Genomic DNA, 13,014 nt, shown 5'->3' with positions numbered 1-13,014 from the left:
CTATGGGATGGCGACGCCCGCATGCTTCGCTGCGGGCGGTGCGGTCCCGTAGCTCAGCCGGATAGAGCGACGGTTTCCTAAACCGTAGGTCGGAAGTTCGAGTCTTCCCGGGATCGCCATTTTTCGCTCACCGCGCGCTGCCGGCGAGGCTTTTCAACACGCATTCCGGCGCGATCTGCCCGGCGTTCGCTCCCCCCAAGTTCACCCGAGATCAAGTTCACCCCAAATTAGGGAAAGCCCGGGACAATGGGGAGGGGGCACCGGAAGACCGCGCGTATGCGAGCTAGCGTTCCAGAACGGGTTGAGCAGGGGGGCGGTGATGCCCTTCGCGATCCGCTGCGTTCAAAAGGCCGGCCGCTCGTCGTCGATGTCGACGAGGTCATGGTGCGGGGAAGCTCCGTCCCGGCCGATATCGCATCCGATCTGATCCGCCGCCTCCGCGCTTTCGCCGCGGCGATTACCGCTTCCTTCGGGTCGCAACCGCGATCAGCGCATGGTGCAGATCCATCGGGGTTCGATCCGTCTCGGGCGCAATTCGACCACGACGCGATGAGGTTCCTGCTGCAGGTGCTGGGCGAAGGCCGCCCGGTCTACCTTTGCTCGGAAACCTATCCCGAGCCGTTCGTCAGCGCGGTTGCCCAGCATCTTGGCGTCTTCACCGCCTGGGCCGCCGCGCCGGAACGTCAATTGCCGCCGGCGCAGCGCGAAGAGCTGCCGCCCGTGCTTCGGCAGGGCTTTGACTATATCGGCAGCGCGGCGGTCGCGTTGCCCGATTCCGCATCGCGCCTCGCGCGCTCCGCTCGATCCGAGCCGTCCGCGCCCGCGCGGGTCAGTATGCGCGTCAGTATGCGCAGCTGGCTGAAGCTGTTCAGGGTGCATCAATACGCCAAGAACGCCCTCGTGCTGGTGCCGCTGCTGACCGCACACAAATTCGCATTGGGATCGGCGGCGACGTCGCTGCTTGCCGTGATCGCATTCTCGCTCTGCGCGTCGGGCGCCTACATCCTGAACGATCTTCTCGACGTCGAGGCCGACCGCGCGCATCCGACCAAGCGCAACCGCCCGATCGCAAGCGGCGCCATCCCGGCATCGCGGGCCGTCGGCGCGATGGCCCTGGCGCTGGTCGCCGCATTTGCAATCGCAATGTCGATATCGATCGAGTTCGGCAGCGTCCTGCTCGGCTATTTCGCGCTGACCACCTCCTACTCGTTCTGGCTCAAGCGCATCGCGACCGTCGACGTCGTCGTGCTCGCCACGCTTTACACCGTCCGCGTGATCGGCGGCGCCGTCGCGATCAGCGTGCCGATGTCGGAATGGTTGCTTGCGTTCTCGCTGTTCATCTTCATGTCGCTGGCGCTGGTGAAGCGCTATATCGAGCTCGCCGGCCAGCCGGACGGCGCCGTGCTGGCGGCGCGCGGCTACCAGGTCGAGGACAAATCGATGATCGCGATCCTCGCCGCCGCGTCAGGCTTCAACGCCGTCGTGATCTTCACGCTCTACATCTCGTCCGATACGGTGCGCGCGCTTTACAGCCATCCGCAACTGCTCTGGGTCGGTTGTCCGATATTGATGTACTGGATCGGCCGCGTGATGTTGTTCGCGCAGCGCGGATTGATCGACGACGATCCGGTCATCTTTGCGCTGAGGGATCGCGTCAGCTGGGTCGCGCTCGGCGCGATCGGCGCCATCATGCTCGCCGCCATCTAGCGATGCCGGCGGCTGCGTTACCAGGAGCTGTGATGTCGACCTCCAGTCCGGGCGGCATTGGCCTGTCCGGCTGGGGCAACTATCCCAGGGCGTCGTCCGAACTGCTGGCGCCGCAGACGCCCGCAGGCGCGCGGGACCACCTGCTTGCGCGGTCCGGCGTCGTCGCGCGCGGGGCCGGGCGGGCCTACGGCGATGCCGCGATCGGAACGCAATCCACGATTTCGTCGCGCGGCCTGAACCGGATGCGGAGCTTTGATGCCGCAACCGCGCGATTGACGGTCGAATCCGGCGTGACCATCGCCGACATCCTTGCCGTTTTCGAGCCGCGCGGCTTCTTCCTTAAGGTCGTGCCCGGCACGAAATTCGTGACGGTCGGCGGCGCGATCGCGGCCGACGTTCACGGCAAGAACCATCATCGCGATGGCGGCTTCGGCAACATCGTCGATTCGTTCCGCCTCGCGCTGCCTGGCGGCGAGATCGTCACCTGCTCGCGATCGGAAAACGCCGCGCTGTTCGCGGCGACACTGGGAGGCATGGGGCTGACGGGCATGATCCTCGACGCGACGCTGCAACTGCTGCCGATCGAGACCGCCTGGCTGCGTCAGGACACCCGCGTCGCCGGCAATCTCGACGAGGCGATCGATCAGCTGGAAAGCAGCGCATCGACCACCTATTCGGTGGCCTGGATCGACTGCCTCGCGCGCGGCGCGGCGCTTGGCCGGTCGCTGGTCTATCTGGCCGAGCACGCCACGCGGCGCGACAAGGATATGCTGGGGCCCGGCCTCGAGACGTTTCCCAGGCTTCGCGCGTCGCGGCTCGCGGTCCCGGAGCAATTTCCGGGATGGCTACTCAATCGCGCATCGATGCGGGTGTTCAACGAGCTGTACTTCCGCCGCGGCGCCGCGCATCCGGGCAAGCCGCGGCTGGTCCATTGGGACCCGTATTTCTTTCCGCTCGATGCGATCGCCGACTGGAACAGGATCTACGGCCGGCGCGGCTTCGTGCAATATCAATGCGTGATCCCACTCGACCGCGCGCGCCGCGTTTTCGCCGAAATTCTCGATCGTGTGTCGCGGCGCGGCGATGCGTCGTTTCTCGCGGTGCTCAAGCAGCTCGGCGAAGGCAGCGGGCCGATGTCGTTTCCACTTCGCGGCTACACGCTGACGATGGACTTCCCCGTGACTGACACGCTGTTCGGGTTTCTTGACCAGCTCGACGCGCTGGTGGTCGATGCCGGCGGCCGGCTCTATCTCGCCAAGGACGCGCGGCAGTCCCGCGCGACATTCGAATCCGGATATCCCGGCCTTGCGGCCTTGCGGAACATCCGCCAGCAGACCGGGGCGAACAGTCGCCTCGTGTCCCATCTTTCAGCACGGCTTGGAATTTGATGACCGGCACAAAATCGATTCTGGTGATTGGCGGCAGCTCGGACATCGGGCACGCGACCGCGCTGCGCTATGCGAGGGAGGGATGGCGCGTGATGCTCGCCGCCCGCGATATCGGGGTGGCACAGCGCAATGCGGACGACATCAAGACGCGAAGCGGTACCGACACCTCGGTTGTCGCGCTCGACGTGCTGCAGACCGGGCAGCTTGCCCGCTTCGTCGCCGGTCTTTCGCCACCTCCCGACACCGTCGTATGCGTTGTCGGGGAGCTCGGCGATCAGCAGCGTGCCGAGACCGATCCCGAGCTAGCGACGAAGATCATGCGCACCAATTTCGAGGCGCCCGCGCTGCTGCTCGAACTGTTCGCGCAAGCCTTCGCGACGCGCGGTTCGGGCACCATCGTCGGTGTGAGCTCGGTCGCCGGCGATCGCGGGCGGGCCTCGAACTATTACTACGGCGCGGCCAAGGCCGGCTTCTCGCAATTCCTGTCCGGCTTGCGCAACCGCCTGGCGCTTGCGGGCAAGGTTCGTGTCGTCACCGTCAAGCCGGGATTCGTGCGGACCAGGATGACGGCGCATATGAAGCTGCCGGCTCCCTTGACGGTGCAGCCGGATCGGGTCGCGGAGGATATCTTCCGGGCCGATGTGAGCAGGCCGCGTGACGTGATCTATGTGGCCCGCCGCTTCCGGCTGGTGATGGCGATCATCTGCGCGCTGCCGGAGACGATCTTCAAACGGATGCGTATCTGATGCCCGGCGTCGCCGCCAACCACGCGTCGTTCCCGCGATCCAGCGCGATCCGGCCGAGCGTCCCGCTCGTGACGGCATCGCTGTGGCTCGTGCTGTTCGCGGTGACGCTGATCTTCAGCGTCACGCTCTGCGACAGCCGGCTGATCTTCACCCTCGACGATCCCTACATCCACCTCGCCGTCGCCGATCACATCCGGTCCGGCGGCTACGGCGTCAATGCGTCCGAGGTCTCGTCGCCAAGCTCGTCGATCATCTGGCCCTATCTGCTGGCGGTGACGGAGACACTGCGTCTTGGCGCATTCGGTCCGCTCCTGATCAATGCCGCGGCCGCGGCAGCGACCGTCGTGGCTTTCCTGCGCATCCTTGAATCGGCTGAACTGCTCGACCCCGGCCGGGAGAAGCCGCTGCTGTTTTTCGTCGCGTTGCTCGCCATTTTTTCGTCAAGCGCGATCGCCCTGCCGATGACCGGCATGGAGCACAGTCTTCACGTTTGGGCCACGGTCGCGACTTTCGGCGGCCTGACCGAAGCCGCGCGCGGACGGTCGCCGACCGTCATACACTTCGCGGCGCTGGTGCTGCTGCCGCTGATTCGCTTCGAGGGAATCGCGTTCGCCATCGCGGCGATGATGGGGTTTGCCCTGCTCGGCCAGCGCCGTTTTGCCGCCGCGGCCGCTGCCGTCACGCTCTGCGCGTTCGCCGCGTATTTCGCGCGAATGGCCTCGCTCGGTCTCCCGCTTTTGCCGAGTTCGGTATTGCTCAAATCGCGCATCGCCGAATCCGGCTATGAAGGGACCGGCGTCATCGCCTCCATCCTCCGCAATCTCGGCGACAGCTTCGCTGATCCCGCCGGCTTCAGGCTGATGCTGCTCGGTCTTGCGCTCGCCGCCGTCATGGCGCTGCTCCGCTCCGACCGCGGCGCCCTGATCGTCTGTGCGACGGTGCTCGCCGCGATCGCTGCGCATCTCGGCTTTGGCCAATATGGCTGGTTCTACCGGTATGAGGTTTACATCGTTGCGCTTGCGGTGCTGGCGCTGTTCTACGCGGTTGCACGCGCGCGAGCGGTCTTGAGCGTCCCGCAATGGACCGCCGCGACGCTCGCCAGCGTCGGGCTGGCCGGTTTTGCCAGCGTGGGCTATGTCAGCGCCGCCCTGGAGACGCCGTTTGCCTCGCGCGGCGTCTACGAGCAGCATTATCAGTTGGGGCGCTTCGCCCAGCAGCTCTACCGGCGGCCGGTTGCCGTGAACGATCTTGGGCTCGTTGCCTGGGGAAATCCGAGCTTTGTCCTGGATCTGTGGGGGCTCGGTTCGGAGCGCGTGCGCAAGGCGAAGCGCGCCGGCCGTTACGGCCCGGCCGAGATCGCCGCGCTCGCCGACGAGCATCATGTCGGCGTCGCCATGATCTACGACAGCTGGTTTGCGCAGGGCGTGCCGGCGAGCTGGAGGAAGGTCGCGATCCTGCACACGATTCCGGTGACCGGCGCGCGGGGTGACGTAAGCTTCTACGTCACGCCCGCCGCGGAGCCGCAGCTCGTTGCCGGCGCCCTGAAGGCCTTCGCGTCGACCCTGCCGGCGCGCGATCGTCTCGAAATGGTGGCGCCGTGAGCGTTGCGTGATCGTGGGGGCGCGCCGAGGTGCTCAAATCCTCGCGAGCGGCGCCTGCGCCGGTACGGAAGCGCCGCTTGACTCACGCAGCAGCAGGATTGCGACGATCAGGGTGATCAGCGCGGCGATCCCGAAGCCTCCGATCGAAAGCACGTCGACCCAATGGACGTCCGTGCGGGGCGTGTTGTTATGGACCGTGTGCATGTAGCCGAAGGCTCCGATCGGTATCGGCGCGGCATAGATGATCGCACGTTCCCACTCGCGGGCCTTGGCCTGAAGCGCCGGCAACAGCAGCGCCATTCCGATGCTGAAGATCAGGAAGTCATAATCATACGCATAGGGGCTGATGCAGACCGATACGATCGCGGTCAGGCCGAGACTCTCGCGCACCGGCATCTTGCGGTAGATCGCGACCAGCACCACGCCGAGCGCAAGGACGGCGACGATGCCCTGGCCGATAAACGCTCCGGATGCGGAGAACCCCGTGGTTCGCAACGCGGCATAGGCCGAGACCATTCGATACAGCGGATAATAGGCTTCCCGCAGGAATACCGACGAATCATGCACGCTCTGCAGCATCACGGTCCAGATCTGCATGCCGAACAGCACCGTGCAGATCGCCGAGCTGATCAGCACGACGGCGCCGGCCGTCATCACGACGATCCACGAGCGCCGCAGGATGGCGTAGAGTGCGAAGGCAACGGCGAAATGCGGCTTGATGATCATGAGACCAAGGGCCACGCCTGCGAGCATCGGCCGCTCTTCGAAGTACAGGCACACCAGTCCGATCAGTGCGGCGGTAAGGAAGCTGTTCTGACCGCATGCCAGCGTGACCCCGATCGTCGGAAAGAAAACGATCAGCACGAGCACGAACCGGTTTCCGGCAATGCGCCGCAGCACGGCGAGGTAAAGGGCCAGCGTCGAGGCCATGAACAACAGATAGGCCATTCCGAACGGGACCAGCGCGAACGGAGCCAGCAGCAGGTTGAATTGCGGCGGATAGGTCCATGGCATGAAGCCGTCGTGCCCGCCTGACGCCTGCTTCTCGATGATGGCGAGCTTCGCGAATTGATAGGCCTGGTCGAGGTCGCCGAGCCACACCAGCTTTGCGGTAATGTAGAAGGCGGCGAAGTCGACCAGTTCGCGGCCGTGCCCCAGCCCCAGCTGGGAGAACCACACAACCTTGAACAGGAGGGCGGCGACCAGCATCACGAGGATTCCGCGTGTGTAGTTGGCGCGCTTCGAGTCCGTCGACTGAATTGTTTCGAGCGTTGTTGCGAGCATCAGGCCGGGCCCTGTTATGGCAACCCAAGCTAGATTGAATAGGTTAAGCAGTCGAAAAATTGCAGGGGGAGGGTGGATCCCCTGTCGCCTGACGCCCGCAGGGATGTATGAAATCGGTCGGCGGGGCTGGAACCGGACGGTATCTCGGTGTCCGGATGCGACTTTCGCTGGACGCTCCGTCGGCGGCAGTGATAACGGCTGACCAGAACCATCTCACGACGGACCGCATGCCGAAACCGCCGCCTTTTTCCAATCGCGGGCCCAGCCCATCCCCGGTTCTGCAACGCGCCGTGGTCGCATTGCAGATGGGACAGGTCGTCGAAGCCGAGCGGCTGGCGGCGGAGGTCTTGAAGGCAAACCGGACCGATGTCGGCGCGGCCTCGATCCTGGCGCGGGCGCTGATGATCCAGAACCGCAACGAGGAGGCGATCGCGCCGCTCGAGCGCGCCGTGCGCCGCGTCGACGATCCCGGCCTCGAGACTCTGCTCGGCGCAGCGCTCGGCGGCGCCGGTCGCGGCAGCGAGGCGATCGACGTGCTGCGGCGAACCACCGCGCGGCGGCCGCCCTACCTGCCCGCATTCCAGGCGTTGGCAGGGCAATTGCACTCGGCCGGTCGCATCGACGAGGCGGTTGCCGTCATTGAGAGCGCGCTTGCTCTCGCGCCGGGGAGCCTCGAGTTTCAGCTGCTGCTGGCGCAGTTGCTGCCCCAACGCAATGAGCGTGGCCGGGCGCGCGAGATTCTGGAGAAGTTGCGCAATGCGGCGCCGGGACATCCCGATGTTCTGGCCGCGCTTGCGCGTGTACTGCTGCTCGATGGCGAATATGCTGCCGCGGCGGATCTCTACCGCCAGGTGGTGGCGCAGCGCCCCGACGACCCGCTGACGCGTCTCAGCTTCTCCGCCAGTCTTCTGGAAATGGGCGACCGCGCGGCCGGCGAGGCCAATCTGCGTCTCGCGTTGCGCGGCCGGCCGCAAATGATCGGCCGCACGACCGCCGCGCTCATCATGTCATCGCACGGCCGCTTCTTCTTCCGCCGCAGCGCCTTTGCGGAATTTCTGAGCTAGAGCGTTTTCAAATACTGCTTGTTCCGCGGCGTTGGAACGACGAGTCGGGCTCACAACACCCGCTGCGGCGTATGGATCCCTGCTTTCGCAGGGACGACAGCCGAGACAAGCCGCGGCCTCTCGGCTCAAGCGCTGGCGTCTCTGGAGTACTGGATCACCCGCATGCGGGTGAAGACACCGAACCGGCTCAGGATCGCGCCACATATTCGGTGTCGTCCCGGCGAAGGCTGGGAGGTGGATTCACATTCGAAGTGCAACACTTGAGCAAAGGACTCGGCGGGCGTGCGGTAGTCAAGGCATTTGCGCGGGGTGTTGTTGTAGGCGGCGATGAACTGGCGGAACCTGGCGGTCGAGAGGGTTACGAGATCCGTCTTGCGGGGAATAAAGCGGCGCATCCTGCCGATGGCGTTCTCGATGCCACCCTTCTGCCAGGGGGCATGGGGATCGCAGAAGAAGGTCGCGATCGAGAGGCGGTGCAGCGCCAGGTGACCGGCGAACTCGGTGCCGTTGTCGAAGGTAACGCTCTGGCGCAGCTCTTGTGGAAGGGGCGCGAAGAAGCCCACGAGATGGCGGGCGACACCGCGCGCGACCTTGCTGGCAAGGCGGATGCCGAGCAGCAGCCGCGAGGTGCGCTCGTGCACGGTCAGCACGGCCTGACCGTATTTCGAGAACATCATCAGGTCGGCCTCCCAGTGTCCGGGCACGCTGCGGTCGGCCGCTTCGAGCGGCCGATTTGCCAAGGATACACGGCCTTCGATGAAGCTTGCGGGGCTGCCGCCCCGCTTGCCGCGGCAGCCGCGCTTGCTCTTGGCGCGCGGCAGATAGCGCCGCCAGTTGAAGTCCGTGGTGCGCCTGAGTTGGCCATAGATGAAGCGGTAGATGGTCTCGTGGGAGATCACCTTGCGCCCGCACTCGCGGGCCAGCCGGCCAGCGACCTGCTCGGGCGACCAGCCGCGGCGAAGGCGTTGCAACACCGCGCGGCGCAGGCCGGGCTCCCGTTCGAGGCGTCCGCCCGTCCAGCGCCGCGCTCGCATCTGGTGCTGGGCATAGCTCGGCTTGTAGCCGACCTGGCTCCCCCGATTGCGCCTCAGTTCCCGCGAGATCGTTGATGGCGAGCGATCCAGAGCTGCCGCGATTTGCCGGACCGAGCTGCCATTGGCCGATAGGCAGGCAATCTCGCATCGGTCGTCCAGAGAGAGCTGCTTGTAAGTCCGCCCCATGGCAACACCTCCTCAAGGAAGTGTTGCACTTCGTTTGTGAACTCAGGGGACCCATAACCACCGCTGTATGTTGTTGGAGCAAGCTGTGGCCCCAGTTTGGCAAATCAACGGGCATTCGGGGTAATGGGTCCCGGCCTTCGCCGGGACGACATTTATGAGGCCGCTTGCCCCGTGCCGTCATTCAGCCAGCAGGCGACCTGATGCGCCGGGCCGGCCGCCTGCAGCGCCGGGCGTTCGCTCTTGCAGCGATCCATCGCGTAACGGCAGCGGGTGTGGAAGGCGCAGCCTGAAGGTGGATTGATCGGGCTCGGGACATCGCCGTCGATCAGGGGCGCGGTGCGTTTCGCCTTCGGGTCGGCGATCGGCACCGAGGCGAGCAGCGCCTGGGTGTAGGGGTGGCGCGGATTGGCGAACAGCTCGTGCTTGTCGGCGATCTCGACAATGCGGCCGAGATACATCACCGCGACGCGGTGGCTGATATGGGCGACGACCGCCAGATCGTGCGCGATGAACAGATATGAGAAGTTCTGCTTGCGCTGCAGGTCGATCAACAGATTGATCACCTGCGCCTGGATCGAGACGTCGAGCGCGGAGACCGGCTCGTCGCAGACGATCAGCCGCGGCCCGAGCGACAGCGCACGCGCGATGCAGATGCGCTGGCGCTGGCCGCCGGAGAACTGGTGCGGGAAATTCTTCATCTGGTCGGGCCGCAGGCCGACCTGCTGGAACAGTTCCGCGACGCGTTCCTGCTTCTTCGCCCCGGTCGCGAGCCCGTGCACGGTGAGCGGCTCGCCGACGATGTCGCCGGCCGTCATGCGCGGGTTGAGCGAGGCGAACGGATCCTGGAACACGATCTGCATCGAGCGCCGGTACGGCCGCAGCGCGGTCTTGCTGAGCGGCGCGATGTCCTCGCCATCCAGCTTGATGGCGCCGCTGGTCGGCTCGACCAGCCGCAGCACGGTGCGCGCCACCGTCGACTTGCCGCAGCCGGATTCGCCGACCAGCCCGAGCGTCTCGCCAGCGCCGAGCGCGAAGCTGACGCCGTCGACCGCATGCACGGTGCCGACCTGCCGGCGCAGCACACCGCCGCGCACCGCGTAGTGCTTGACGAGGTCGGTCACCTCGAGGAGCGGGCGCTGTTCGGTCATGACGCCTCCGCCATCTCGCCGGCGCGCCAGCACGCGGCCCAGTGATTGCTCTTGATCTCGTCGAGCGGCGGATATTCCTGACGGCAGCGGTCGACCGCCAGCTTGCAGCGCGGCGCGAAGGCGCAGCCGGGCGGCAGCTTGGTCAGCGACGGCACCATGCCGGGGATTTCGGTCAGCCGCGCATCGGTCTTCGCGCCGAGCGCGATCACCGCCGGCATCGAGGCCATCAGTCCGCGGGTGTAGGGATGCAGCGGCGTCTCGAACAAGGATTCAACCGTCGCCTCCTCGACCTTCTTGCCGGCATACATCACGATCACGCGCTGCGCGGTTTGCGCGACGACGCCGAGGTCGTGGGTGATCAGGATCAGCCCGGTGCCGAGCCGCTTTTGCAGATCGACGATCAGCGCCAGGATCTGCGCCTGGATGGTAACGTCGAGCGCCGTGGTCGGCTCGTCCGCTATCAGGAGCGCCGGCCGGCACGCCAGCGCCATCGCGATCATGGCGCGCTGGCGCATGCCGCCGGACAGCTGATGCGGATATTCCTGCGCGCGGCGCTCCGGCTCCGGAATGCGCACCAGCCGCAGCATGTCGACCGCCTGCTTCCAGGCCTCCTTGCTGCTGACCTTCTGGTGCAGCCGCACCGCCTCGATGATCTGGTCGCCAATCCGCATCACCGGATTGAGCGAGGTCATCGGCTCCTGGAAGATCATCGAGATGCGGTTGCCCCTGATGTCGCGCATCGCGGCATCGTCGAGCTTCAGCAGATCGGTGCCCTCGAGCGTCACCGAGCCGCCGACGATGCGGCCGGGCGGATCGGGCACCAGCCGCATGATCGAGAGCGCGCTGACGCTCTTGCCGCAGCCGGATTCGCCGACGATCGCCAGCGTTTCGCCGCGGCGGACCGAGAACGAGACGTCGTCGACCGCGCGGAACAGGCCGGAGTTGGTGAAGAACACCGTCTGCAGGTTCTTCACCTCGAGAACCGTATCGAGCGTCTTGGCCTCGCTCATCAGCCGCGCTGCCTCGGATCGAGAATGTCGCGCAACGCGTCGCCGAACAGATTGGTGCCGAACACCGCAAGGCTGATCGCAATGCCGGGGAAGATCACCAGCCATGGCGCGGTGCGGACATATTCGGCGGCGGATTCGGACAGCATGCGACCCCAGGACGGATAAGGCTCGGGGATGCCGAGGCCAAGGAACGACAGCGACGCTTCGGTCAGGATGGTCGAGCCGAGCTGCGCGGTCGCGAGCACGATCAGCGGCGCGATGGTGTTGGGCAGCACGTGGCGCAGCGCGATCCGCATCTCGCTCATGCCGATCGATTTGGCGGCCTCGACGAACGGCTGCTCGCGCAGCGCCAGCGTGTTGGCGCGGATCACGCGCGCGACCGTCGGGATCAGGGGAATTGCGATCGCCAGGATCACGTTCGGCAGCGAGGGACCGAGCGCCGCGGTCATGACGAGTGCCAGCACCAAGAGCGGCAGCGACTGCAGGATGTCGGTCACCCGCTGGAACACGAGGTCGACCCAGCCGGAGAGATAGCCGGAGGCGAGGCCCACGATCACGCCGAGCGTGGCGCCGAGCGTCGTCGAGCCGATGCCGACCGCAAGCGAGATCCGCGCACCATGGATGATGCGGCTCCAGACGTCGCGGCCGAAGGAGTCGGTGCCGAACCAGTGCAGCGCAGACGGCGCCGCCAGCCGGTGCGCGGAATCGACGCTGAGCGGATCGTAGCGGCTGATGACGTTCGCGAAGATCGCGGTCAGCACGAACAGCAGCATGATGACGAGGCCGACCGTGCCGAGCACATGGCGCTGCGCGAGGAACGCAAACCGTCCCCAGCCACCGGTGGCGTTGGCCCCGGCACGTCGCAATTCGCTGTCGAAATTGATCGTTGCCACGCGCTCAGTCTCCAAACCGGATACGTGGATCGATCGCCGCGTAGAGCATGTCGACGATGAAGTTCACCACCACCACGACGACGGCGATGAACATCACGAGGTTCTGCACGATCGGGTAGTCGCGCCAGCGCAGCGCCTCGACCAGGAAGCGGGCGATGCCAGGGATGTTGAACACGGTCTCGGTGACGATCAGGCCGCCGATCAGGAATGCAGCCTCGATGCCGATCACGGTGATGACCGGCAGCACCGCGTTCTTCAGCGCGTGGTGATAGTTCACGGAGGCCTCGGAGGCGCCCTTGGCGCGCGCGGTGCGGATATAGTCCTGGCGCAGGATCTCCAGCATCGAGGAGCGGGTGATGCGCATGGTGAGTGCCGCGCTGCGGAAGCCCACCGCCATCGCCGGCACGGCATAGATGGTCAGCGCCTCGAGCCAGGTCTTCGGGTTCGGATTGAAGATCGGCATGGTGCCGAACAGCGAGACCGAGGCCATCAGGATCAAGAGGCCGAGCCAGAATGACGGCAGCGACAGGCCGCTGAGGCTGACGACGCGCAGCGCATAATCGAGCCGTGAGCCCTGGTGGACGGCGCTGATGACACCGAGCGGAATACCGATCGAGGCGGAGAACAATAGCGCCAACCCGGCAAGCCGCGCCGTGATCGGAATCCGCGGCAGGATTTCCTCCAGCGCCGGCTTTTCCGAGACGTAGGAATAGCCGAGATCGCCGTGCAGCAGGCCGCCGATCCAGTGCAGATACTGGATCACGATCGGCTGGCTGAGGCCAAGCTCGCGCTCGAGATTGGCCTTGTCGGCGGGATCGACGAAGCCCGCGGCGTCGAACAGGATGTCGACGATGTTGCCGGGAACGACGCGCAGCAGCACGAAGATGATGACCGAGATCCCGAACAGGGTCACCAGCATCAGGAACAGCCGCCGCACGATATAGGCAAACACC

Annotated in this window: 10 protein-coding genes, 1 tRNA gene and 1 pseudogene; 6 read left to right on the top strand and 6 right to left on the bottom strand. The window is 65.8% G+C overall.

What is annotated here, in order from left to right; translation table 11 throughout:
• The first annotated feature begins 42 nt into the window (after positions 1-42).
• The 5 genes from ACVW1B_RS32895 (at position 43) to ACVW1B_RS32875 (ending at position 5,442) form a co-directional block, all read left to right on the top strand.
• Positions 43-119 (top strand) — tRNA-Arg (locus tag ACVW1B_RS32895).
• A gap of 127 nt (positions 120-246) precedes the next feature.
• Positions 247-1,707 carry a UbiA family prenyltransferase gene (locus ACVW1B_RS32890; protein ID WP_309145197.1) on the top strand — a complete coding sequence of 487 codons (1,461 nt, stop codon included), beginning with the start codon at positions 247-249 and terminating at the stop codon, positions 1,705-1,707.
• A gap of 32 nt (positions 1,708-1,739) precedes the next feature.
• A complete protein-coding gene (locus ACVW1B_RS32885; RefSeq protein WP_253606154.1) occupies positions 1,740-3,095 on the top strand; it encodes an FAD-binding oxidoreductase in 1,356 nt (451 codons plus the stop codon).
• Positions 3,095-3,841, top strand: coding sequence for an SDR family oxidoreductase (locus ACVW1B_RS32880; protein WP_253606156.1), 747 nt, complete (start codon positions 3,095-3,097; stop codon positions 3,839-3,841). Before ACVW1B_RS32885 ends, ACVW1B_RS32880 begins: the two co-directional genes overlap by 1 nt.
• Positions 3,841-5,442: a hypothetical protein gene (locus ACVW1B_RS32875; protein ID WP_456822734.1), complete on the top strand. Its 1,602-nt coding sequence runs from the start codon at positions 3,841-3,843 to the stop codon at positions 5,440-5,442. The genes ACVW1B_RS32880 and ACVW1B_RS32875 overlap by 1 nt, the downstream gene beginning before the upstream one ends.
• 33 nt (positions 5,443-5,475) lie before the next feature.
• Here ACVW1B_RS32875 and ACVW1B_RS32870 read toward each other — a convergent pair whose 3' ends face one another.
• Complete coding sequence (locus ACVW1B_RS32870) at positions 5,476-6,726, bottom strand: glycosyltransferase family 87 protein (protein WP_253606161.1); 1,251 nt, start codon at positions 6,724-6,726, stop codon at positions 5,476-5,478.
• 290 nt (positions 6,727-7,016) lie between these two features.
• Between ACVW1B_RS32870 and ACVW1B_RS32865 the strand changes: the two genes are divergently transcribed.
• On the top strand, positions 7,017-7,790 hold the full coding sequence (locus tag ACVW1B_RS32865; RefSeq protein ID WP_309145005.1) for a tetratricopeptide repeat protein: 774 nt from the start codon (positions 7,017-7,019) through the stop codon (positions 7,788-7,790).
• Between the two features lie 233 nt (positions 7,791-8,023).
• On the opposite strand, the pseudogene ACVW1B_RS32860 reads toward ACVW1B_RS32865, so the two are convergent.
• The 5 genes and pseudogenes from ACVW1B_RS32860 to ACVW1B_RS32840 form a co-directional block, all read right to left on the bottom strand.
• Positions 8,024-9,010 (bottom strand): annotated as a pseudogene (locus tag ACVW1B_RS32860) (IS30 family transposase); the annotation flags it as partial.
• A gap of 152 nt (positions 9,011-9,162) precedes the next feature.
• The gene (locus ACVW1B_RS32855) at positions 9,163-10,158 is read right to left on the bottom strand and encodes an ABC transporter ATP-binding protein (RefSeq protein ID WP_253606164.1); all 996 of its coding nucleotides are present in this window, start codon (positions 10,156-10,158) and stop codon (positions 9,163-9,165) included.
• Positions 10,155-11,168 (bottom strand): ABC transporter ATP-binding protein, encoded by a 1,014-nt coding sequence (locus ACVW1B_RS32850; protein WP_253606166.1) that lies wholly within the window; start codon positions 11,166-11,168, stop codon positions 10,155-10,157. The genes ACVW1B_RS32855 and ACVW1B_RS32850 overlap by 4 nt, the downstream gene beginning before the upstream one ends.
• Entirely contained in the window at positions 11,168-12,061 is an 894-nt protein-coding gene (locus ACVW1B_RS32845; RefSeq protein ID WP_016848340.1) for an ABC transporter permease, read from the bottom strand. Before ACVW1B_RS32845 ends, ACVW1B_RS32850 begins: the two co-directional genes overlap by 1 nt.
• A 4-nt stretch (positions 12,062-12,065) precedes the next feature.
• The gene (locus tag ACVW1B_RS32840) at positions 12,066-13,013 is read right to left on the bottom strand and encodes an ABC transporter permease (RefSeq protein WP_028335293.1); all 948 of its coding nucleotides are present in this window, start codon (positions 13,011-13,013) and stop codon (positions 12,066-12,068) included.
• Position 13,014 lies beyond the last annotated feature (1 nt).

This window comes from Bradyrhizobium sp. USDA 4502 (assembly GCF_054063355.1).
The sequence above is the reverse complement of the archived record's forward strand: the minus strand, read 5'-3'. Positions and strand labels throughout refer to the sequence as shown.

Excerpts from the sequence above, each read along its gene's own strand:
- ACVW1B_RS32890 (WP_309145197.1), top strand. The coding sequence starts at position 247 with ATGGGGAGGGGGCACCGGAAGACCGCGCGTATGCGAGCTAGCGTTCCA.
- ACVW1B_RS32885 (WP_253606154.1), top strand. The coding sequence starts at position 1,740 with ATGTCGACCTCCAGTCCGGGCGGCATTGGCCTGTCCGGCTGGGGCAAC.
- ACVW1B_RS32880 (WP_253606156.1), top strand. The coding sequence starts at position 3,095 with ATGACCGGCACAAAATCGATTCTGGTGATTGGCGGCAGCTCGGACATC.
- ACVW1B_RS32875 (WP_456822734.1), top strand. The coding sequence starts at position 3,841 with ATGCCCGGCGTCGCCGCCAACCACGCGTCGTTCCCGCGATCCAGCGCG.
- ACVW1B_RS32870 (WP_253606161.1), bottom strand. The coding sequence starts at position 6,726 with ATGCTCGCAACAACGCTCGAAACAATTCAGTCGACGGACTCGAAGCGC.
- ACVW1B_RS32855 (WP_253606164.1), bottom strand. The coding sequence starts at position 10,158 with ATGACCGAACAGCGCCCGCTCCTCGAGGTGACCGACCTCGTCAAGCAC.
- ACVW1B_RS32850 (WP_253606166.1), bottom strand. The coding sequence starts at position 11,168 with ATGAGCGAGGCCAAGACGCTCGATACGGTTCTCGAGGTGAAGAACCTG.